Raw genomic sequence first — 20,687 nt, forward strand, 5'->3', positions numbered from 1 at the left:
CGCCTTCGTCAAAGTCAGGGTTGACTGTTCCCTCATTCCATGAGCACACCGTTCGCTTCACCGGCTGCCCAGGCCGCATCTGCCTCGCTCCCCGTTTTCCCCCGCCCGTCCGCCGCCGATTTCGAAGCGCCGGGCGCCTGCATGCCGCTGCCGCAGTTCGGCGTGATCGACGTGGCCGGCGACGACGCCGCGACGTTCCTGCACAGCCAGCTGACCAACGACATCGAGCACCTCGATGCCGCGAGCGCGCGGCTGTCCGGCTATTGCTCGCCGAAGGGGCGCCTACTGGGGTCGTTCCTCGCCTGGCGCGCCGGCCACGACGTGCGCCTGCTCGTGTCGAAGGATGTGCAGCCGGCCGTGCAGAAGCGGCTGTCGATGTTCGTGCTGCGTGCGAAGGCGAAGCTCACCGATGCAAGTGACACGCTCGCGGTGGCCGGCTTCGCGGGCGACGTGCGCGACGCGCTGTCGGGCATCTTCGACGCGCTGCCGGACGGCGTGCACGTGAAGGTCGACGGCCCGGCCGGCGCGCTGATCCGCGTGCCCGACGCGGCCGGCCGCAAGCGCTATCTGTGGATCGGCCCGCGCGCCGAGGTCGACGCGCGCCTCGCGGCGCTCGCCGGCACGCTGCCGGTCGTGTCGCCGGCCGTGTGGGACTGGCTCGACATTCGCGCGGGCGAGCCGCGCATCACGCAGCCGGCCGTCGAACAGTTCGTGCCGCAGATGGTCAACTTCGACGTGATCGGTGCCGTTAACTTCAGGAAAGGGTGCTACCCGGGCCAGGAAGTCGTCGCGCGCAGCCAGTACCGCGGCACGATCAAGCGCCGCACCGCGCTCGCGCACGTCGCCGGCGACATCGATACCGTGCATGCCGGCGTCGAGCTGTTCCACAGCGACGATCCCGGCCAGCCGTGCGGGATGATCGTCAACGCGGCGGCCGCGCCCGCCGGCGGCGTCGACGCGCTCGTCGAGATCAAGCTCGCCGCGCTCGACAACGGCACGGTGCACGTCGGTTCGGCCGACGGCCCGGCGCTCGCGTTCGACGCGCTGCCGTACGCATGGCCGACGGAAGCGTGACGCACTGACAACCCATTCGGGCGCCGGCTCGCGAGTCGCAGCCGGCGCCCGATGTTTCCTGCGAGAGATTCACCCGATGTGTCTGATTGCCTTCGACTGGCAGCCTGATGCCGCCGCCGGTCCCGTCTTTACCCTCGCCGCCAACCGCGACGAGTTCTTTCGCCGGACCAGCGCGCCGCTCTCGTGGTGGGAAGATGTGCCGGGCGTCCTTGCCGGCCGCGATCTCGAAGCGGGCGGCACGTGGCTCGGCGTCTCGCGCGACGGCCGGTTCGCCGCGCTGACGAACTACCGCGCGCCGTTCGACATCCGCGCGGGCGCACCGACCCGCGGCAAGCTCGTGTCCGATTTCCTCGGCGGCCCGCCCGTCGCGCCGCTCGAGTATCTCGGGCAGCTTGCCGAGCATGCGGCCGTCTACAACGGCTTCAACCTGCTCGTCGGCGACTGGCGGCGGCGCGAACTCGCGTGGTTCTGCAACCGTGCGCCCGAAGGCGAAAGCCGGGTCGCCGCGCCGGTCGCGGTCACGCCCGGCGTGCATGCGCTGTCGAATGCGCGGCTCGATACGCCCTGGCCGAAAGTCGTGCGCAAGCGCGCGGAACTCGGCACGCTGCTCACCGACGATCCGACCCCGCCGCTCGACGAGCTGATCGCGCTGATGCGCGATCCGCACGTCGCGGACGACGACGCGCTGCCGCACACCGGCATCCCGATCGAGCGCGAGCGTGCGCTGTCGGCCGCATTCATCGAGACGCCCGAATACGGCACGCGCGGCACGACCGCGCTGCGCGTCACAATGAAGGAAGGCGTGCGGCTGACGGTGGAGATCAAGGAGCGCTGCGACGACGACGGTTCGCACCGTACCGTGCGGCCGGGTTCGTTCGAGCGCGCGTTGACGTTCGACATCGACGTGGCGTCGGCACGGCCGCGCTGAACGCGCGCCTTTCGCGCTACGGCGCGCGCGTCATCTCGACATGCGGCACGCCGGCCTCGACGAACGGTTCGCCGACCGCCGCGAAGCCGTGCCGCACATAGAACGCCACCGCCGAATCCTGCGCATACAGCCGCACGGCGGCTTCGCCGCGCCGCCGTGCGGCCTCCAGCAGCGCGTTCAGCACGGCCGACCCGACGCCCTGCCCGCGCATGTCGGCCAGCACCGCAACGCGGCCGATCGTACCCGACGGCAACAACCGTCCCGTGGCGACCGCACGGCGCGTGCCGGTTACCGCGTCGATCCGGTACGCGACCGCATGCAGCGACAGCGGATCGTCGTCGTCGAGTTCCCATTCCGGCGGAATCTGCTGCTCGCGCACGAACACCGCGTCGCGAATCCGCGCGGCGTCGCCGCCCAATACCGCCCAGTCGCCCGTTTCCACCACGCCGTCCGTCATCGCAGCCTCCCTGCGACGCGCGCCTTCGGGCGCCCGCCGTCAAATGTCGTCGAATGCGGCCTTCAGCGCCACGACCGCATCGCCATGCGCGGCCCGCACCTCGGGCACGTAACCGCCCATCTTGAAGAATTCGTGAATCATCCCCGGATAGCAGACCAGCGTGACCGCATTGCCGGCCGCGCGCAGCTTGTCCGCGTACGCGGCCCCCTCGTCGCTCAGCGGATCGTATTCGGCCGTCGCGATCCACGCCGGCGCGACGCCCGCGAACGACGGCGCGCCGCGCGTGCCGTCGAGCGGCGCGAAGCGCCAGTCGTCGCGATCCGCCGGATCACGCACGTATTGCGTGAAGAACCACTGGATCGTGTCCTGCGTCAGCAGGTAGCCGTTCGCGAGCCGTACGTGCGATGCGGTGTCCTGGTAACCCGTCACGCCCGGATAGATCAGCATCTGCAGTGCCAGGCGGATGCCCGCATCGCGCGCGAGCACCGCGCAGACGGTGGCAAGCGTGCCGCCCGCGCTGTCGCCGCCGACCGCCAGCCGTGCGGCGTCGATGCCGAACGTGGCGGCTTCGCGATGGAGCCACCGCAACGCGTCGTCGGCGTCGTTCACCGCGGTCGGAAACCGGTGCTCGGGCGCGAGCCGGTAATCGACCGACAGCACCGCGCACTGCGCATCGCGCGCGAACATCCGGCACAACGCATCGTGCGTGTCGACGCTGCCGACCGTGAAGCCGCCGCCGTGGTAGTAGACGAGCGCGGGCAACGGCTCCGCGAGGCTCGGCGCGACCGGCAGGTACAGCCGCGCACCGATCGTGCGGCCGTCGCGCGTCGGCACGACGCACGCCTCCACCGCATGCATCGGCGCCGGCGCGACATCAAGGATCGGCGCGCTCTTCTCGTACGCGGCGCGCGCCTGCTGCGGCGTCTGGTGGTGATAGGACGGGCGTTTCGCGCGCTCGATCATGTCGAGCACCTGGGCGATCTTCGGATTCAGCGGCATCGGGAAAACAGCGCCTGCGCGGCGCCGTGAACGGACAAGCGTGCATGATGCCACGCCCGAATCAGGCAGGCGTGACGCGCGATGTGCCGGCTTTCCGTGCCGCCAAACGCAACGGCCCTGTCCGACCAGCAGACCGGGCCGTGCGCCCGGGCGCCTACGCGTCGCTCGGGCCGGGCTGGGCGTCCGGCGCGGTGCGCGAACGCTGCCGCTTGATGTCGCGACCGACCGCGAGCCGCCGCATGTACTTGAACGTGCCGAGCGCCTTCGCGACGAAATTGCCGTCGCTGTCGCGCACTTCGCCTTCGCAGTAGGCCATCGTCGTCGAGCGGTGCATCACACGCCCATAGGCGCGCAACTCGCCGCGCCCCGGCTGCATGAAGTTCACCTTCATCTCGACCGTGACGACGCCGACGCCGTCGTCGGTCAGGCTGCGCGCCGCCATCGCGAGCGCGATGTCGGAAAGCGTCATCGTCACGCCGCCGTGCGCGATGCTCCACGTGTTCATGTGCCGCTCCTCGAGCGGCAGCACGATCTCGCTCGCCCCATCCTTCGCGGACACGAGCTGCACGCCGAGCAGGTCGACGAACGGGCTTTCGATCGACGGGCCGTCCGTCGGGGTTGCCGCGTCGCTCATCGTGCGCTGTCGACGATGTAGTCGACGCACTCGCGCGATTCGGCGACCGCGACGACGAATTTCTTCACTTCCTGGTGGACCGGGTGCACCTGGTACGCGTCGAGCGCGGCCTTGTCCGCGAAATCGGATACGAGCACGATGTCCGCGGTCGCGTCGAGGCCCGGCGTCGCCACGCCGACGTCGATCTGCAAGGTGCCTGGTACGAGGTCACGGCAGCCTTCGAGCTTTTCCTTCAGCTTCAGCGCGTTCTGTGCGCGCGTCGCGCCTTCGGCCGATTCCTTCAACTTCCACATGACAATATGCCTAATCATTTAATTCGCTCCAGTTCGTAATGGTTCGCCAATTTGCCGGAAACCGTTGACAGTTGGGTGTTTCACGCCCTTCCACCGTTCGCTCTCGTTCGCCGGAAATCGTGCCCAGCCGAGAAAAAGGGGGTATAAAAGGGGGTATCATTTCGATCATTCCGAGGCGGTACCCCCTTTTTTCACTATGGCACTTACCGACGTCAAGATCCGACAAGCGAAGGCAGGCAACAAGCCTATCAAACTTACCGACAGCAATGGACTGTATCTGCTTGTGAAGCCGTCCGGCTCCAAGCTCTGGCGATACAAGTACCGAATTGCCGGGAGGGAGAATCTCTTCGCGATCGGCGAGTATCCATCGGTTAATCTTCAAGCTGCACGCGCTGCGCGTGACGATGCGCGCGAATTCGTCAAGAAAGGACTGCACCCGTCACATGCTCGACAGGAAGTGCTGTCGGCACGTATCAACGAAGGCAAAGCAACTTTTCGCGCAGTCAGCGACGAGTGGCTTGAAAAGAAGCGGAAGACTTGGACCGAGCGGCACTATGGCGAGATTCTTCGCATGCTCGAAGCCGATGCATACCCGTACATCGGGAACCGACCCATGCGCTCTGTTACCGCGCATGATGTGCTTGCTTTGATGCGCCGGGTCGAAGAGCGTGGCTCCCCTTCCGTTGCAATCAAACTGCGCCAGTACGTGTCCAACGTGTTCCAGTATGCGGTGATCACGCTGCGAGCCGATACAGATCCCGCGTCGGTACTGCGTGGCTCGGTCCTGAAACCACCGACAGAGAATGCTCGGGCGTTGAGCCGTGAAGAGCTGAAGAGGCTCTTTCGCCAGCTTCCCGTCTACAAGAGCAGACGAACCGCGATTGCGATTCGATTGCTGATGATGCTGTTTCCGCGAACGATTGAGCTTTGCCGGGCGCGGTGGGAAGAAATCGACCTGGGAACCCCCGAATGGAAGGTTCCCCCGGAAAAAATCAAATCACGACGCCTCCACATCGTTCCCCTTCCCACGCAAGCGGTGAAATTGCTGCGCGAGCTGCAGGAAATGTACGGGAATCGCGGGTATATCCTGCCGATTCTGCACAGCAATCGAAAGCGCCCACACATGAGTCGCGCAACCATCAATCGGGCGATCGACTACATGGTTCCGGATAACCCTGAACCGATAACTGGCCATGATTTTCGGGCGACAGCGTCGACCAACCTCCATGAAATGGGATGGAAGGACGAAGTCGTTGAAATGCAGTTGTCGCATAAGGACAAGGACAGGACTCGCTCCACGTACAACCATGCCAAGTATTTGCCGGAGCGGCGGGAGATGATGCAAGCGTGGGCGGACTGGCTCGACGACGTCGAGGAAGAGGCGCTCAAAGACTGGGATATCGCAAGCGCCCACAATCAATGACCGATGATCGAAAGGTTCCTTAGCCTTATCTGGCTCGGCAGGCCACATCAACTTACGCCGCCACTTAAGCTCTTTCTTTAGAGGCCAGTTCAAAAACTCCGGAGAGGGGTTGTTTACTTCCTCGGCAAGCTGTTAACCTTGGGCATCAGAACAAGGGAAGTCCAAGGATGGAAGCGCCAATCATTGACGACGAACTGTGGATACTGATCGAACCATTGCTGCCACCTGCGAAGCTTCGCGCGAAGAGCGATCCTGGTCGTCCGCGCGTGTCCGATCGTGCGGCGCTCAACGGTATCCTGTTCGTGTTCAAAACGGGAATTCGTTGGAACCACTTGCCGACTCGTCTGGGCTTTGGCTCGGGCGCCACTTGCTGGCGGCGATTGAGCGGCTGGCAAAAGGCTGGTGTATGGGACCAACTGCACGAGTTGCTGCTCGACAAGTTGCGTGCGACCGGCCAAATCGATCTGTCATACGCTGCGGTCGATTCGTCGTCCGTGCGCGCCGTTGGGGCGGGCGAAAAACTGGCCCGAACCCCACGGATCGCGCGCGACCCGGTTCCAAGCACCACATCCTCGTAGACGCCAACGGCGTTCCTCTCGTTGCGATCCTGACTGGCGCGAACACCAACGACGTCACGCAGTTGCTGCCGCTCGTTGATGCGATCCCACCCATCCGCGGCGTTCGTGGCCGACCGCTTCAGAAGCCCGGCGTCGTCTACGCCGATCGCGGCTACGATTGCACCCGACATCGTCGCGCGTTGCGCGAACGCGGTATCAAGCCGGTGATCGCCAAGCGCCGGACCGAGCATGGCAGTGGTCTGGGCAAGTATCGTTGGGTGGTCGAACGTACGCATTCCTGGCTCCACAATTTCCGTCGCCTACGCACTCGCTTTGAGCGACGTGCCTACATTCACGAAGCATTCCTGAAACTTGGCTGCTCGCTCATCTGTTGGAACATCTTCCGACGAGCTGAGCAGGGGTTTTTGAACTGGCCTCTTAGAAGATCGCTGTTATCGCATCGGCCAATCAATAGGGTTCGCCGATCACTCGTCGGATACGGTAATTTTCCAGGATACGTGCAGAAGCACCTCTTGACGGAAACGAATGATGAATGTCTGGGAATGGGAGTGCCTGATCGATTTTTTGTCCACGTGCACGGTCGTTGACTGCGGGCCGCTTTATGGACCAATCAGGCAATTCACAACGACGCGCGACGAGGATCTGAACCTGATCTTGGAAAGCACCTCGCCAATTGGTAGCCGCAGCAGTGCTCAACCGGTATTGACTGGAACAGTCCGAAGGTCCACAGAGGAAGTCCACTTCACCGGGCTTTCAGGCGACACAGCTGTCGCTCGCGGAGTAGTGCCGTTCAGTCTTACTCATTCACATGGAACAGACCCGTCCGATGCAATTAAAACGGAACGGTCGCAAGTCCATATAGTGGAATGGACGGCTGCGAGCGAGCAGAAAGTCGCGCACACTATTCAGTGGCTCGAAAATATGCCAGATCACTTCATATGGCCACATTCTGTTGCCAAAGAAGCCACCACCAAGAAAGCGTTTAAATATCAAGGAGATAATCTGGAAATAAAATTAGACGATTCTTCCGACTCCAGAGGATTTAGCCGTTGCTGCGTGCATCTTTCTCTGGCGGAATTAGATTTTTTTGTGGTTAGGGCACAAAATTTATCGATCGACAAAGTTCGCTCACCCGGATTTATCCTATACAAAGGAAATCCAAGCGATGAAGATCAGGCAAAAATTAAGGATATTTTGTCGTTTTGCCTTGGTCAATTCCTTGTCGATCTCGGCTTTACGAATTTTGACGCACTTTGGCAACCCGTACATTTCAAATCCAGAAGTGCGCATACAATGCATGGATCAGCATTCAAGTTAATTACCTCACCGCCCACATTGCTCAGCAATCGCTCTTACAATGAAATTGACAAGAGCATACTTGAGCGCATGATGACGGCACTGTGGGGAATCTACGATGCATTCGATCTGCAAAATGTCTTTTGGGCATACTGGCATGCAGCGGCGGCGCCAGCACATATTGCAGCCGTCCACTACGGTGCAGCAATTGAATCGCTCCAACGAAAATACGCGGAGCAGCATAATACGAAATTTAGCACAACAATCCTTGATACCGATACATGGAGAATACTCTCAAGTCAAATCAAAAATCTCATCGCCGACTTAGACAACGACACGGAAATAAAGGAATTGATTATTAGAAAGGTCCAGTCTTTAAATTCGGCGCCACAAAGTATTGTAATGGCACGTTTCCTCGCCGCATTGGGAATCGAGGGAGGGGTGGTGGAGTTTTCCGCATGGAATAAGCGAAATCGAGCAGCCCATGGAAGCAAGATCCACGAAGATAAATTCATCGAGGTTATTCGAGACAACAAGGCTCTAATGATCCTGTTAAATAGAATTCTACTTGCAATCTCCGGCGCATCCCATCAATACTGCAACTACTATACCGCCGGGCATCCAGTCTCGACGCTGGCTTCGCCTATACCCGTCGAAGATTGACCAATTCAAATTCAAAATATCAAAAAATAACCGTTTGCTACGCCGGCTTCGCCTCTTGCTGCTGCAACACCGCATTCGCACATCCCTCAGCGTAGATTTCAACAAGATCCTCTCTCGAAAAATCCTTGAGCTTGTTGATATCTGGATGCTGGGCCAAGACTTCCAGGAGGCGCTCCTTCGGAAGGTCTATGAACCCTTCTAAAAAAAAATAGAACAACTCAAGAGGCGTCTTGATGCCACCGCGCGAAACTTTAATCTCGACTCCGAAAAATGTATCAGGATGTCGTCGATAAGCAGCTAGTTCCTCTGGCGACAGAGGGGCTGTACATATGACCGATTCTCCAGTATCGAACTGGAAGGCCCCAAATACGATTGATTGTGCTTCGTCAACCGTCGCCGACGTAAGCTTTCCGGGTCTCGCGACGCCCATCGAGTCAGGGATTAAGTAGGTATCCCCTATTGCGAGGCGAGCCGGCGGATGGTCAGCGAACGCGAGTTCTGGAGCACTTCCGTCAAAAGTGACCGGGATTGCGGAGTGTTCCCGAACCGAGTCGAGCAGTTGATGCATATCGGCGTGAGCCTTGCGGCCTTGATGGGCTGCTCTTAGTCCCGGGTACATTGTGTCCATCTTGAAATCAGGGATTTGGAAACCCTCGGCCAGTAGAGCGGACTGGATATTGGTGCCTTCAAGGTCAAGATCATGCGGTCGATTGGTCACGAATATATAAGCTGGGGGAAGTGGTTGGCCGTTGCAACTGCGCCCCTCGAATCCACGCAGATCAGAAAGGGCTTTCGCAAGTAACTTTGGCATGTCGCCCTGATTCGTTTCCTCTTGAGCGTCTATGAAGTCGATACCGATAAATACAATCCGCGGATGCTTCGCTGTCTTCCGCAATGCACGTTGCAGAAGTCTACCCAACCTAAACGAGCCGGCCCCAGCCTCGACATTGCGTCTCTTGGCCTCGACAGAGTACTTTCCCCCTGATTTTCGACAGGTCGCGGTAAATTCCACATGAGAGGATTCCCTATCGTCCTCGTCCTCAAATTCAATGTCAAATCCAGCGCGAATCATTGTGGCCGCCACAAACGTCTCGTATCTGGCCCCTTGAAACATCTCCGGGTGCTTGATTCTGTTAATGAGCTTTTTCTGCAGCTCCGCATTGTGCTCAAGAGAATAGAGATCGTATGCAAGTTGAAACCAAGCCTCCGTCGCACCAGTCATTGGCGCACTATGAACTTTTCCGACTTCTTTGATGGTCGCTTGCTGCAATAGGCAAACGTAGTGATACCACCGTGCAATTGGGTGGCGCTCGTCAAGCGGCTTCGCCAACTCGGCGTTGCCCCACTCTGCTCCCAACACACCGGGCAGGTAGTGGCCGAGAAAGTCGTGGACGGTTTTCCATTTATCGGAGTACATCAGCTTTCTACCCACTGCGACAAACCTTTTGCCGTTGTGTTCAATTGAAATGAACGGCCGACCAAAGCCCTGCTGCTGCTCGCGTTGCTTTTCTTGAGCCTTGATACGATCGAGCATCAGGCGCCCTCGCTGCATCACCTGATCAATCGTGGAGGCGCTCGTCGCCGGCTGCGCTTGGCCATGGCAACGCTTGTATTTTTTGCCGCTGCCACATGGACAGCGCTCGTTTCTGCCGACCTTCCTGCCGCTACTGGTCATGTTGCCCCGCCTCCAACATACCGGTTGAGTGCAGCCCGCTTATCGTGGGCTTTCTGCGTATGACAGCACTTGAGTGGTGGTGCACGTTATTTTGGCTCTGCAAGCATGTCTACAGCCGGATAGAGTTGCAACATCGCGCGCGCTGCCTCGACATTTGGCGTCGTGAGCCACTCCTCCCAGTCGTCCGGTCGCAAGATCACGACCGATCGTTTTTCGTCGGCCGGCTTGTGCATGTGCGACATCAGGGGGTGGCCGTCAGCGTTGACGGTAAGCATCGCCATCGCATTAACTACCGTGCCGTCCCGGCGACGCAGCGTTTGCCAAATGCCGGCGACGCACATCGTCGGGCGATCGATTAAGCCAATGCGCTGCCACACGCATGGCCCGAGCACCCATTTGCCATCGTCGCCTTGATAGGCATCCGGATACGATGGCTCGACGACATACTTGGCCGGTATGAGGCACCGGCTCCCTGCTCGCCATGTTGGAGCGAATAGCCGCGACTTCCCCACGTTGTCATCACGCACGTTCATCAGCGTACGTATGATGTCCGGCTTCTTGCCGGCCGCCTTTGCCGCCTCAATCCGCTCCTTCTGGACCGTGCGCGGCACGAAGCCGAAGCCCGCGATCAGCGGCTTGAACTGGCCGTCGACATACCCGACGATCGGGGCGTCGTAGTCTTGGTAGATCTCTGGCTTCCACGGCGTCCACCGGTACAGTTCACGAAAACTGTCAATCTTCAGTTCGCTCAGGCCTGGATCTTCGCCCGGTGCCACGTAATTCGTGCACACTGTCCGCCCCCATTTTTGAGACTTGACGGCACCATCTTACCCCGCGTTAAACTGTATATCCATACAGTATTTCGTGCGCGTCATGATTCTGCCCCCATTCGATCCGCCACAGTTCGACGCGATGTCTCGATGGTGGCGCGAGTGCACGTACGACGACGTCCACCGGCTGATCCTCGAAGTGCTACACCTGCGAGTCACGATAAGTGAGATGAGCAGTCTCACCGGCGATGCCACGCGCATGATCGCGTACCTCGACCAAGCCGACGAATTGAAGTACGCGGCCCCACTACGGCGCCTGTCGCACAAGATCGACAGGGAGGTCAAGCGCGCAGGTCGAATGGGAAATCCTCGCGCACCCGTCGCCCCATTCTCCGACGAGTGGCGTGCTCGCGAAGCGATGAAATGCAAGCTTTACGACGCCCCCAGCGAGCCAGATCCCGGGTCCGACAAGGCAACAAAGCTGCCTGAATTTCGACGCCTGACATGGGAGGAGTTGCGCGACGCGTGGAGCGCGGCCAACTTCAAAAAACATCGTGCACTGACGCTCGAACAGCGCTTCGTTCTGGAAGTCGTACATGTCCGCCGATCGTTACGCCTGATGGAAAGATTGGTCTGCGCCGCCGAACTGGAACTGAAGAAGAGCGGCTCCCCTGACGTGTTCGCACTTGATCAGCTCCGCCGCATGATCGACAGCGCTCGCTTCGATTGAAAGTGCCAACCTTTACCAATGTGTGAATGCGATGCCGGTGCAATAAGTCGCACCGGCATGCTCATTTAGAACAACCCCACTGGTTGAGCCGCGTCATCCCAACTGAAAATGATCAGCTCGTTTCGCTCGACGCCCCTCCCACCGCCGACCGTATATTGAATCGGCACGGTCTCGATGTGAAAGCCCTCGAACACGCGCCGGATGTCGGGATGGTCATTGAGGCTCACGATCGCGCGCCCTTTGATCGACCGCAGGCGTTGCGCCATCTTCTCGTACTCGGCGAACGGAAACGCTACGCCATATCCTTGCGTCTCGTAATACGGTGGGTCCAAGTAGAACAGCGTATGCGGTCGGTCGTATCGATCAATGCACGCAGCCCAATCCAGCCGCTCGATATACGCGTTCGCTAGCCGCAAGTGAGCCGCCGACAATTCTTCTTCAAGCCGCAGCAGGTTCAGGCCCGGCGGATGTTCGGTTCGCGTCCCGAAAGTTTGCCCCTCCAGCTTCCCGCCAAAGCAACTTTTCTGCAGGTAGTAGAACCTCGCAGCACGCTGGATATCGGTGAGGGTTTCCGGGATCGTCTGCTTCATCCACTCGAACACCTGCCGGCTCGTCAACGCCCACTTGAACTGGCGCACGAACTCTTCCAAGTGATGCTGCACGACGCGATACAGATTGATCAGTTCGCCGTTCACGTCGTTGATGACTTCGACCTTGGCCGGCGGCCGCAGAAAGTAAAGCGCAGCCCCACCGGCGAACACTTCGACATAGCAATCGTGCGCCGGGAAACGCGGGATGAGATGGTCTGCAAGACGGCGCTTGCCGCCAATCCAAGGAATGATGGGATTTGCCATTGTGAAAGCCGTTTTTAAACTTGGTGTAGAATCCGGCCCGCCTACGTAGGTAAGCAGGGCCTTGGCTGATTCACTGGCACAAGCAGTGAAAAGGCGACCGGGTCAATGCGCGAACATTCCCCCGGTCGCCCTGTTTCTCTCGAAGCTGCGTGGCTTCGATTGCCGCGTTACTGCGGCAGATTGGCTTGTGTGTCGCCGATCAACGCGTCGTAACTACGCTCGCACTGCTGGCCGGCGATGCCCCGCTCGTCAGCGATCTTTGCCAGCTCTCCCGCGCGCTCGTCAGCCCGGCCGAACACGTCGGCGAGCAGATCGAGGGCGTCGCCGGTTGCCGGGCTTCCGGCCGCAGCGCCGGCACGCCGGATGTCGGCGACGAGTGCGGCGACTTGCCTGCGCAGCCCGTCAGCAGCAGCACCGGCAACAGCAGCATCAGCGGCCGCCTGATCACGTTCTTTCGCAGCATCGGTTGCGATCTCCTGTTGTGCCGCCAACCGGCGGCGAAATTCGTTCCGTTCGTTCGTCAGGTCATCGATCTGCCGCGCCTGATCCGCGACTTTCGCGGATTGATCGGCATCGCGATGTCCCTCGAAGTAGCCACAGGCAGCGCCGGCAATGACGCCGGCGACGACGAGCAGCCAGATACGCGGATCGATCCACGTCATGCGATCACCTCCCCGCCGGCCGCGCGATACGCGGCCAGCAAATGCTCGATGTCGTTCTCATGTTGACCGTAGCCGGCCCCCGGCAAACTGGCCCATACGTTCGACACCTTGGCGATGGCTTCACGAAACCGTCCAGCGTCGATTAACGGCAATGCGCCATGTTCGCGCAGCTGCTGCAGCGCGTACCGATCCTGCGACACCGGCCCGAAGTCGGGAAGCTTCATCTGCGCCTGATAGATCCGCCACCAGCGCGTGAGGATCTGGTAGCGGCCCGCCGCTGTCGACGGCACGCGGATCTGCCGATTGAGCACATTCGGATGTGCGGCATAGCTCGCAAACAGCAGCGGGCGCGATGCCGTCGCACCGACCAGGACGTTGTAACCGTCGTCCGACTTCGCCAGCAACGCCGCCCCGATCTCGCTCACCGCGATCGTGTCGAGAAACGCCACCCGGTTCTTTCCGCCCGCAGCGGCAACACTGATTCGCGCCATCGTCACTTCCCCCCAAACACACGCTTTGCATTCCGGCGCAGCAGCACTTCGAGGTACTGCGACCCCACAATGCCGAGCGCACTCCCCAGACCGAGCAGCGCAATCGGCGGCAGATCCGGGATCTGCAGCAGCGCGAGCCCGGCCACCATCGACGTCGCCGATCCCAATACGGCCCGGCCGACAACCAGCCGAAACGACAACGGCTCGCTACCAACCAACACCTTCGCGATGCCGATCAATCCGCCCATGACGATCAGCTCCAGAATCGTTTTTTCGTGGTCTTGCATCGGTTCCCCTTGCCCGATAAAAAGAAAGGCCGCTCCGGTTGCCCGTGAGCGGCCTGCAACTACGGTGCGTGACGCGCTATCGCGGCGCCGGCACCACCAGAGTGATTTTCTTGCCCGACTTCTTCTTGTGCCCGACCTTCGCTTTCCCCTTATTCCCTCCGTTCAAAGTTACGACCGTGATCCACCCACGCGACGCGAAGTTGTGTTCAACCGACTCGATCAGGAATTCACCGTCTACACCGGTCTTGAACCCTTTCAGCGCGATCGTCTTTTCCGCCGACAGATCTGCGCGGCCGCGCATTGTCAGCCTGCTCGTCGACGTGTGCCGGTTGAGCGTCGCCATACGCGACGTTGCGCCGGCCTTCGCCGCTTCTGGACTGGCGAACGCATGGCGTTCGGTATGAACCGCGGACGCACCTGGCGGCGCATCTGGATTCGGGATCGTCAGATCGATCTTCTTCCCGGACTTGCGGTCATGCACCTTCGTGCGAACGGCCGCGAAGCTCGCGCGATCCGGGAAGTTGATGTCGTAGTCGAGCAGGTCGGCCGGCGTGAGTGTGACGATCGGCAACGGCTTGCCGCTCGCGCTCTTGCCTCCCCCGCGCGGCAGGACGATCAGCTTGCCGGCCTTGACCGTTGCCGTCGCACCGTACTGCCGAGCCACGCGCGTGATGAAGTGCAGATCGCTCTCGCCGAACTGGTCGATGCGTGGCACGACAACGTCGACGTCACACGCGGCCGACCACTTGTTACGGCGCGCGACGTCGCCGACGATGTCGGCCAGCTTCGCGTTCGACCAGCTCCCGTATCGCTGCGTTTTCGACGTCGCACGCATGTTCGCGGGCTTGCCACGGATCACGATACTGGCCGGCGGCCCGCGCAATCCGACCTCGTCGACGGCATACTCGCCGAGCATCGACAGCCCCTGCCCCTCCCATCCGATCGACACCTTCAACGTCGCGCCCTTCGGCGGAAACTCGATGCGGCCGTCGCGATCGTCGAGCGTGATCGTGCACTCGTCTGCGTCTAGACCGGGTTTGTCCATCGACCGGATTTCGAGCACGCGGTCCTGAATAACCTTGGTCACGTCGGCCCCGTTCGCGACGATCTGAAAAATCGCTTCCATTGCACCTCACTATGTCCAGAGCTGGACCGACTCGGCTCGCGGTTCGTCGAGATCCGGCATCACGATCTCGACACCAGACGGGAACGGCTGCCGTTGATTCGCCAGCCCCGGATTCGCGTCGTAGACGGCCTCGACGGTGCCCTGCAACGTCCCGTAGTACCGATAGCAGAGCGTGTCGAGCACGTCACCGTCAGACGTTCTTAAAGTCTTCGCCATAGCGGCCGAACTCCACCGAGAATGTTTGCTTGCGCGGCATACCGTCCGCGAGCAGCGCGTCCTGCTCCTCCTCGATCGCCTGCAACAGCCAGCGGCCGAGCACTTCGCCGTCCCCCGTCGTGAGCAGCACGGGTTTCATCCGGCCGCCAATCGCCCGCAGCCGGGTGATCTGCTTCGTACCTGCCCCGAGCGACGGGAACACGACGCCCGACAGCGTGATCGTCTCGCCCCCTTCGCTGACAGGCTGCAGCGCCTCCTGACGATTCAGGCGCTCCTGAGGCGCGACGCGATACCGCGTCGCACGTCGCAGCTTGTCGTGAGCGGCCGTCGACAGATTGAAGTGGAATGCGTCGCCGGCATCCGTCGTCATCGACATCAAGTGCGGCGTGCTCGACGACGCACCGTCGAACAGACCCGACAGCATCGAGCCGACGCCTGTCGACTTGATGACATCCATCACCGCCGAGTCCTTCAGGCCGACCGCAGCGTTGAACTGATTCCATGCCCCACCCAATGCAGACTTGACGCTGTCAGCGGCAGCCCGCACAAGGGGGAAATTCGATCCGTCGACGGCCTTCAGAATCGAGCCGATCGACGCCTGCGTCGCGTTGAAGCTGCGCATGACCGCGCCGACCTGCGGAAACAGATCGGACGCCACCGACAGGGCGCTCGTCGCGCCGGTCAGCAGCTCGGCCGCGCTGCTTAGATTGCCGGTCGCGAGCCGCTGCAGCACGTCGACCGTCGCCATGCTCGCCGCACGGTTTCGATCAAATATGCGGACCATCTGCCGCACGCGCTCCGTCGCGATCCCTGCCTGCGTTGCCGCCCCCGTGATCTGTCGAATCACGTCCATAGCGCCTCCCTTACATATGTGGCGCGTCGAACATCGCCGTCCGACTGTTCGCCTTCCGTTGATGCTCCTCCATCATCCGCGTCAGTTGCGGACTGACCTGCGCGAGGAACTTGTTCGCCATGTCGGTATCGCTCGCTTCGATCTTCACGTTGAAGACCGGCGCGAACGTGTTCGTTTGATCGATACGCGGCCCGAAGCGAGCGTCTGCCGCCGGACTTTCGGCAGCCTTCGCCGCCTTGGCGACCGCCGCAGCGTTCGCTGGCGTCTCGTCCGACTTACGATCCAGCACCTTGCGTGAGATCGCGCTGAACAGCTTATCGCCCGCGAACGTGCCGACAGCACCACCAATAACGCCGAGCACTGCCGAGCCGATCGGTCCGCCGATCGCACCGACCATCGCGCCGAGCTTTGCGCCCATCACGCCACCGGCAAGACTCCCCGCGATGCCCGCGAATCGGTTCGCTTTCTGCGTGTTCGTGTCGGTACTGGATGCCACGGCGTACGCTTCGCGAGCCGCGAGACCGAACTTCAACACCGTGCCGGCTACGGCAAGCTTCCCAGCGTACGGTGCGACTCGACCGAACAACGCACGGCCCGCGTTGAAGATGCGACCAATTCTCCCGAGTCGCCCGCCCATCGTCGCCGCGCGGCGTGCAGCTCTGCCAGCTCGCCCCCGCCCATCAGATCGCCCAACCCGCCACCGCCGATGCCACCGCCGGGCATGTTCACGACGAACACGCGCTGCACGCCACCAGCGGCACCGCCAGCGCCGCCAAGCGCGTCCAACGCGCGACCGACAGCGCCACCCGCACCACCACCGGCACGCCCCGCAGCCCCCCGACCACCCCGCGCCAGCAGCGTGCCGCGCGCGATATCGAACATGCCGCGTCCGATGCTCCAAAGTGCCTTTGCTCCGCGCACCGCGAGCACCGTGCCAGCGATGCCGACGACAGCAGCGGTCGCCTTCGGCGCACTGTCTGCTGCGGACTGGATGCCGCTGCCGGCCCCCTTCGCGACCTCGCCGACGCGATCCGTGATCGGCCTCAACGCATCGCCAATGCTGCGCATCGCGTCGTCCCATCGCTGCCCGACCTCATTCCAGATCTGCTTGGACGTCTCGCGACGGGCCTCCAGATCCTTCTGGATCTCACCGCTTGCCTGCTGCGCGTTGCGCTTCAGGTTCGAATACAGCTCGGCGTTCTGCATATACGCGGTAAGCGCCGCCTTGACCTGCATGTCGTTGAACAGGTCGCCGGTCTTCATCGTCTCGGCGAACGCGGCCATCTGCGCCTGACGCTTGGCCGGGTCCATTTCCGAATTGAACTGCTTCGCCGCAGCGGCGAGTTGCTTCGCCTTGGCCGGATCGACGCGCTCGATGTATGCGCGGGCGAGCACGAATGACGCCTCCATCGTCGACCAGCCCTTGCTGATCGCCTCGCGCATCTTCGCCTGATAGTCGACGCCGGCCTTCGCATAGTTGCGTTCGGTCTCGCCCGAACCGATCTTCGAAAACCAGTTTCTCAGGTTGTTCGCCGCCTCGTCCGAGCTGCCGGCCGTCTTCATCTGCACCTGGAGCATCGCCCCGAGCTGCGTCACCGAGTCCTGCCCCGTGATGCCGATCTTCTTCATTTCGGCGAGCAGCACCGGGAACCATCGCGCCATGTCGACGGACTCGAACGACCCTTCCTTGCCGAGGTACGCGATCGCTTCGAGCGCCTTCGACATCTGCTGCGGGTCGACGATCTCCGCGTTCTGCTGCAACGCTTGGATCATCTTCGCGGTCTCGACCGTCGTCGCGCCCTGGCCGATCGAGAACTTCGCAACCAGCGGCGCGAAGTTGAGCGCACGATCGAGATCCATGCCGCCCGCAACCATCTGGTTCACGGCGTCAGCCAGCTCGTTGCGGCCGATGCCGTTCGCCCCGGCGTCGCGCCTGATCCGCGTTCCCATCGCGGCCTCTTCCTGCGTGCGCGCGATGCCAGCCTTGAGCGCGATGTCGCGAATGATCGCCTGATAGTTCGCGGCAATCGTCGCCGGCACCGCGACCGCCGCCGTCAGCTTCACCGCGTCACCGATCACGCCACGACCGGCCTCTTGCCCGGCCGCCAATCGCTCGCGGCCGGCCACCTTCAGATCCATTCCGCGAGCGGTGCGCCCGAGCTGCGCATATGCGCGATCGAGCCGACCGACCTCGATGCCAGCGTCTCGCAGCGACTTCAGATTGCTGTCGAGCTTGCGACGAATGCCATCCGCCGCGCTGTCGCCCGCCAAATGCAGCCGCCGGAACTCGTCCTGCAGGCGCATCGTCTCGCCGATCTGGCGCTGCCAGAGCCGCGAGTCGTTCGCCCGCTTCTTCATCGCGTCGATCTTCGACGACGTGTCGGAGATTGCTTTCCCGAACGTTGCGGAGACGGCCCCGCCGATCACGATGCCAAGTGCTAAGTCTTTCGCCATCCCGGCCCCCTCAATCCGTCAACCACCAGAGCATGTCGTCGACCGTCATCTCGTCGATCGATGTCGCCGACATGCCGCATTCACGCACCAGCCGTTTCGCCAGTGCCTTGAGCGTCCTTCGGTCCAGCTTCGCGTACGGATCGAAAGGAGTAGTAGGCGTCCTGCACGCGCTCGTAATCGGCCATGTCCATGTCTTCGAGGTCGTCGGGCGAGACGTCGGCGAGATTGGCGAACAGGATCAGCTCCTGTTGCTCGGCATCATTCGGCGCGAGCTTCTGCGCACTGCGCATGTCGCGCACCTTCGGCCGGCGCATCGTGAATTTGTCGCATTCGACGCCATTGAGTTTGATCGGATAGGTGAGCTGGACAGTGACCTTTTCCATTGCGATTCCCGAAATGAAAAATGGCGAGCCGTCGGCTCGCCATTGATTGAACAAAGTAGCTTTGCTGCGTGACCGTCGAATGACGGCCCCGAGGTACTTACATGCCGAGACCCTTACGCACTTCGGCGAGCTGGTCGACGCCATTGATCACGCGCTTGCACGCGAAGATATCGATCTCGTGCACGATCGCCCCAGCGACTTCCAGCTTGTAGTAGTCGCACGACACGCTGAACTTCGCGTCGACCTTTTCACCCGGTTTCCATTCGCCGGGATCGACTTCGTACAGCATGCCGCGCAGGTAGACGGCGACGCTCTTCGTCTTCCCGTTGCGGTCCATGAATACCGCGCGAAAGACGCCGTTGAACGCGCCTTGATCCACCAGCCCGAAGAAGCGCAACACCTCGTATTCCATCGTCGACATGGAGAACGACGCATCCATCGCTTCCATGCCCTGATCGACCTTCGTCGTACCGTCCATGCCGCCCGCGCGGAAGTCGTCCGTTTTGATCTTCAGCTTCGGCGGCGTCATGCTCGTTGCGCGGCCGGCGTATCCGCGGCCGTCGATGAACGCGTTGCAGTTATGCAGAGTTTCCGGAATCATCGTTCCCCCTTAGATCTGGTTATCCAGCACTTCGGTCAGCCACTGGTTCGTGACCTCGAAGCGGAAAATCGGGTTTTCGGCCGGCCGGACGTCCGTGAATCGGATGTTCCAGTACACCTTGCCGTCTTCGAGCTGGCTCGCCGTGTTCAGCATCGGGTCCGGATAGACCTCGAAGTTGATCACTGCGCCCTGACGCTTCAGATCGCGCATGAACGCCTGCAGCCCTTCGGTCACGTCGCTGACATATGTCGCCGTGATGCCACGATCGACCGCCCACTTATGGCCGGCCTGCACGGCATCCATCACGATGTCGAGCGTGCGTACACGCGTGACGAACTTCCACTTCGGATCAGCCGACAGCGTGCGGTTCCCCCACAGGCGGAACCCGCCGTCGCGGATGATCGTCGTGATGTTCGCGTTGTTGAGCAGGTTCGCCCGGCACGTCTCGTCGCCGTCGAGGTATTCGATCGGCCGGCCCGTGCCCGTGATCTCGACGATCTCCTTGTTCGACGGCGACGCCCAGAAACCGATCTTCGCGTCGGTCTGGCAGAACAGCCCGGCAGCGTACGTCGACGCCGGTAGCGAGATTTCGCCGTTCGTCGCGTTGTCCCATGCCTTCGCGCCGGGGTCGACCATGTACAGACGCTTGCTGCCGAAGTTCTTCGCGTACGCGATTGCCGCCTCGTCGTCGGCATTCGGGCCGTCGATCACGGCCACCGCGCGCAGCTTGCCGGCGAGCGAGTCAGCCGCCGTCGCGACCGGTTGCTTCGACGTATGTCCGGGTGCGATCAGCAAACGCGGTTGTGCGTTGAAACGGGACTTCGCGTCGAGCAGCGCCTGCATGCCCGTGCGTACGCCGCCGGCCGACACCCCGCCGATGATCGCCGACGTGAGCTGCGCCGCGTCGGCCGCTGCCGGCACGCCGACCGCGATCACAATCGCGCTGCTCTGCGCATAGATCGCGCGTGCTGCCCGCGCGATCGCGCTGTTCTCTCCGAACGCACGCACTGCCTCGCCGTAGCTCGTCAGTTGCACGGGGACGTTCGGCTGCGCCAGATCGGGGCCGGGCGTATAGGTATCGGTCATGCCGACAACCGACGACGAAGGCACCGCAATCGTACGCGGGCCGCTGTCGACGATCGTCGTCGTGATGCCGTGAAAAAAGAAGTCGCTGCCATGCGGATCTCCGGAAATAAAAAAGCCGCTCGTCGGAGCGGCTTGAAACGAAACGACGCGCTGT

Annotated in this window: 21 protein-coding genes and 2 pseudogenes; 6 read left to right on the forward strand and 17 right to left on the reverse strand. The window is 61.7% G+C overall.

The genetic code is table 11. The features are described 5' to 3' along the window. The first annotated feature begins 39 nt into the window (after positions 1-39). Both VXM69_RS29400 and VXM69_RS29405 read left to right on the forward strand, forming a co-directional pair. Complete coding sequence (locus tag VXM69_RS29400) at positions 40-1,074, forward strand: folate-binding protein YgfZ (protein WP_226252785.1); 1,035 nt, start codon at positions 40-42, stop codon at positions 1,072-1,074. A gap of 76 nt (positions 1,075-1,150) precedes the next feature. After that, complete coding sequence (locus VXM69_RS29405; RefSeq protein ID WP_034188703.1) at positions 1,151-2,002, forward strand: NRDE family protein; 852 nt, start codon at positions 1,151-1,153, stop codon at positions 2,000-2,002. A 16-nt stretch (positions 2,003-2,018) separates the two neighbouring features. On the opposite strand, the gene VXM69_RS29410 is transcribed toward VXM69_RS29405, so the two are convergent. The 4 genes from VXM69_RS29410 to VXM69_RS29425 all read right to left on the reverse strand — a co-directional run bounded on the left by VXM69_RS29410 (position 2,019) and on the right by VXM69_RS29425 (position 4,403). After that, positions 2,019-2,459 (reverse strand): GNAT family N-acetyltransferase, encoded by a 441-nt coding sequence (locus VXM69_RS29410; protein ID WP_034188704.1) that lies wholly within the window; start codon positions 2,457-2,459, stop codon positions 2,019-2,021. A 39-nt stretch (positions 2,460-2,498) separates the two neighbouring features. After that, positions 2,499-3,458, reverse strand: coding sequence for an alpha/beta hydrolase (locus tag VXM69_RS29415; protein WP_367189645.1), 960 nt, complete (start codon positions 3,456-3,458; stop codon positions 2,499-2,501). Positions 3,459-3,612: 154 nt separating this feature from the next. Continuing rightward, positions 3,613-4,092: a PaaI family thioesterase gene (locus VXM69_RS29420; RefSeq protein WP_034188705.1), complete on the reverse strand. Its 480-nt coding sequence runs from the start codon at positions 4,090-4,092 to the stop codon at positions 3,613-3,615. Further along, positions 4,089-4,403 carry a Dabb family protein gene (locus tag VXM69_RS29425; protein ID WP_027787175.1) on the reverse strand — a complete coding sequence of 105 codons (315 nt, stop codon included), beginning with the start codon at positions 4,401-4,403 and terminating at the stop codon, positions 4,089-4,091. The genes VXM69_RS29420 and VXM69_RS29425 overlap by 4 nt, the downstream gene beginning before the upstream one ends. A gap of 178 nt (positions 4,404-4,581) precedes the next feature. Between VXM69_RS29425 and VXM69_RS29430 the strand changes: the two genes are divergently transcribed. From VXM69_RS29430 to VXM69_RS29440, 3 genes and pseudogenes are all read left to right on the forward strand, one after another. After that, positions 4,582-5,808 (forward strand): tyrosine-type recombinase/integrase, encoded by a 1,227-nt coding sequence (locus VXM69_RS29430; protein ID WP_367189647.1) that lies wholly within the window; start codon positions 4,582-4,584, stop codon positions 5,806-5,808. A 167-nt stretch (positions 5,809-5,975) separates the two neighbouring features. After that, a pseudogene (locus tag VXM69_RS29435) lies at positions 5,976-6,790 on the forward strand (IS5 family transposase); the annotation flags it as partial. Positions 6,791-6,911: 121 nt separating this feature from the next. After that, positions 6,912-8,345, forward strand: a complete 1,434-nt coding sequence (locus VXM69_RS29440) for a hypothetical protein (RefSeq protein ID WP_367189648.1) — start codon at positions 6,912-6,914, stop codon at positions 8,343-8,345. 37 nt (positions 8,346-8,382) lie between these two features. Here VXM69_RS29440 and VXM69_RS29445 read toward each other — a convergent pair whose 3' ends face one another. Then, positions 8,383-10,020 (reverse strand): YecA family protein, encoded by a 1,638-nt coding sequence (locus VXM69_RS29445; RefSeq protein WP_367189649.1) that lies wholly within the window; start codon positions 10,018-10,020, stop codon positions 8,383-8,385. A gap of 86 nt (positions 10,021-10,106) precedes the next feature. After that, positions 10,107-10,811: an SOS response-associated peptidase family protein gene (locus VXM69_RS29450; RefSeq protein WP_367189650.1), complete on the reverse strand. Its 705-nt coding sequence runs from the start codon at positions 10,809-10,811 to the stop codon at positions 10,107-10,109. A gap of 208 nt (positions 10,812-11,019) precedes the next feature. Here VXM69_RS29450 and VXM69_RS29455 point away from each other — a divergent pair, with 208 nt between their 5' ends. Beyond that, entirely contained in the window at positions 11,020-11,520 is a 501-nt protein-coding gene (locus tag VXM69_RS29455; protein ID WP_322055797.1) for a hypothetical protein, read from the forward strand. A 65-nt stretch (positions 11,521-11,585) separates the two neighbouring features. On the opposite strand, the gene VXM69_RS29460 is transcribed toward VXM69_RS29455, so the two are convergent. From VXM69_RS29460 to VXM69_RS29510, 11 genes and pseudogenes are all read right to left on the reverse strand, one after another. Then, on the reverse strand, positions 11,586-12,374 hold the full coding sequence (locus VXM69_RS29460; protein ID WP_367189651.1) for a DNA adenine methylase: 789 nt from the start codon (positions 12,372-12,374) through the stop codon (positions 11,586-11,588). A 167-nt stretch (positions 12,375-12,541) separates the two neighbouring features. Then, a complete protein-coding gene (locus VXM69_RS29465; RefSeq protein WP_367189652.1) occupies positions 12,542-13,036 on the reverse strand; it encodes a DUF2514 family protein in 495 nt (164 codons plus the stop codon). After that, positions 13,033-13,527, reverse strand: coding sequence for a glycoside hydrolase family protein (locus VXM69_RS29470; protein ID WP_367189653.1), 495 nt, complete (start codon positions 13,525-13,527; stop codon positions 13,033-13,035). Before VXM69_RS29470 ends, VXM69_RS29465 begins: the two co-directional genes overlap by 4 nt. A 2-nt stretch (positions 13,528-13,529) precedes the next feature. After that, a complete protein-coding gene (locus VXM69_RS29475; RefSeq protein ID WP_034188712.1) occupies positions 13,530-13,814 on the reverse strand; it encodes a phage holin family protein in 285 nt (94 codons plus the stop codon). A 76-nt stretch (positions 13,815-13,890) separates the two neighbouring features. Next, positions 13,891-14,940, reverse strand: coding sequence for a phage late control D family protein (locus tag VXM69_RS29480; RefSeq protein WP_367189654.1), 1,050 nt, complete (start codon positions 14,938-14,940; stop codon positions 13,891-13,893). A 9-nt stretch (positions 14,941-14,949) separates the two neighbouring features. Next, a complete protein-coding gene (locus VXM69_RS29485) occupies positions 14,950-15,156 on the reverse strand; it encodes a tail protein X (protein WP_367189656.1) in 207 nt (68 codons plus the stop codon). Further along, positions 15,131-16,009, reverse strand: a complete 879-nt coding sequence (locus VXM69_RS29490; RefSeq protein ID WP_367189658.1) for a phage tail protein — start codon at positions 16,007-16,009, stop codon at positions 15,131-15,133. Before VXM69_RS29490 ends, VXM69_RS29485 begins: the two co-directional genes overlap by 26 nt. A 10-nt stretch (positions 16,010-16,019) precedes the next feature. Next, positions 16,020-18,463, reverse strand: a pseudogene (locus VXM69_RS29495) (phage tail tape measure protein). A gap of 80 nt (positions 18,464-18,543) precedes the next feature. After that, a complete protein-coding gene (locus VXM69_RS29500) occupies positions 18,544-18,846 on the reverse strand; it encodes a phage tail assembly protein (protein WP_367189659.1) in 303 nt (100 codons plus the stop codon). 97 nt (positions 18,847-18,943) lie between these two features. After that, complete coding sequence (locus VXM69_RS29505; RefSeq protein ID WP_034188718.1) at positions 18,944-19,447, reverse strand: phage major tail tube protein; 504 nt, start codon at positions 19,445-19,447, stop codon at positions 18,944-18,946. A gap of 9 nt (positions 19,448-19,456) precedes the next feature. Further along, entirely contained in the window at positions 19,457-20,599 is a 1,143-nt protein-coding gene (locus VXM69_RS29510) for a phage tail sheath subtilisin-like domain-containing protein (RefSeq protein WP_367190222.1), read from the reverse strand. Positions 20,600-20,687 lie beyond the last annotated feature (88 nt).

The sequence above is a fragment of the Burkholderia sp. Ed8 genome (assembly GCF_040761425.1).
Lineage (GTDB): Bacteria > Pseudomonadota > Gammaproteobacteria > Burkholderiales > Burkholderiaceae > Burkholderia > Burkholderia seminalis.

Bases quoted from the DNA above. Each gene is read 5' to 3' on its own strand.
- VXM69_RS29400 (WP_226252785.1), top strand. From the start codon at position 40: ATGAGCACACCGTTCGCTTCACCGGCTGCCCAGGCCGCATCTGCCTCG.
- VXM69_RS29405 (WP_034188703.1), top strand. From the start codon at position 1,151: ATGTGTCTGATTGCCTTCGACTGGCAGCCTGATGCCGCCGCCGGTCCC.
- VXM69_RS29410 (WP_034188704.1), bottom strand. From the start codon at position 2,459: ATGACGGACGGCGTGGTGGAAACGGGCGACTGGGCGGTATTGGGCGGC.
- VXM69_RS29415 (WP_367189645.1), bottom strand. From the start codon at position 3,458: ATGCCGCTGAATCCGAAGATCGCCCAGGTGCTCGACATGATCGAGCGC.
- VXM69_RS29420 (WP_034188705.1), bottom strand. From the start codon at position 4,092: ATGAGCGACGCGGCAACCCCGACGGACGGCCCGTCGATCGAAAGCCCG.
- VXM69_RS29425 (WP_027787175.1), bottom strand. From the start codon at position 4,403: ATGATTAGGCATATTGTCATGTGGAAGTTGAAGGAATCGGCCGAAGGC.
- VXM69_RS29430 (WP_367189647.1), top strand. From the start codon at position 4,582: ATGGCACTTACCGACGTCAAGATCCGACAAGCGAAGGCAGGCAACAAG.
- VXM69_RS29440 (WP_367189648.1), top strand. From the start codon at position 6,912: ATGATGAATGTCTGGGAATGGGAGTGCCTGATCGATTTTTTGTCCACG.
- VXM69_RS29445 (WP_367189649.1), bottom strand. From the start codon at position 10,020: ATGACCAGTAGCGGCAGGAAGGTCGGCAGAAACGAGCGCTGTCCATGT.
- VXM69_RS29455 (WP_322055797.1), top strand. From the start codon at position 11,020: ATGAGCAGTCTCACCGGCGATGCCACGCGCATGATCGCGTACCTCGAC.
- VXM69_RS29460 (WP_367189651.1), bottom strand. From the start codon at position 12,374: ATGGCAAATCCCATCATTCCTTGGATTGGCGGCAAGCGCCGTCTTGCA.
- VXM69_RS29465 (WP_367189652.1), bottom strand. From the start codon at position 13,036: ATGACGTGGATCGATCCGCGTATCTGGCTGCTCGTCGTCGCCGGCGTC.
- VXM69_RS29470 (WP_367189653.1), bottom strand. From the start codon at position 13,527: ATGGCGCGAATCAGTGTTGCCGCTGCGGGCGGAAAGAACCGGGTGGCG.
- VXM69_RS29475 (WP_034188712.1), bottom strand. From the start codon at position 13,814: ATGCAAGACCACGAAAAAACGATTCTGGAGCTGATCGTCATGGGCGGA.
- VXM69_RS29480 (WP_367189654.1), bottom strand. From the start codon at position 14,940: ATGGAAGCGATTTTTCAGATCGTCGCGAACGGGGCCGACGTGACCAAG.
- VXM69_RS29485 (WP_367189656.1), bottom strand. From the start codon at position 15,156: ATGGCGAAGACTTTAAGAACGTCTGACGGTGACGTGCTCGACACGCTC.
- VXM69_RS29490 (WP_367189658.1), bottom strand. From the start codon at position 16,009: ATGGACGTGATTCGACAGATCACGGGGGCGGCAACGCAGGCAGGGATC.
- VXM69_RS29500 (WP_367189659.1), bottom strand. From the start codon at position 18,846: ATGGAAAAGGTCACTGTCCAGCTCACCTATCCGATCAAACTCAATGGC.
- VXM69_RS29505 (WP_034188718.1), bottom strand. From the start codon at position 19,447: ATGATTCCGGAAACTCTGCATAACTGCAACGCGTTCATCGACGGCCGC.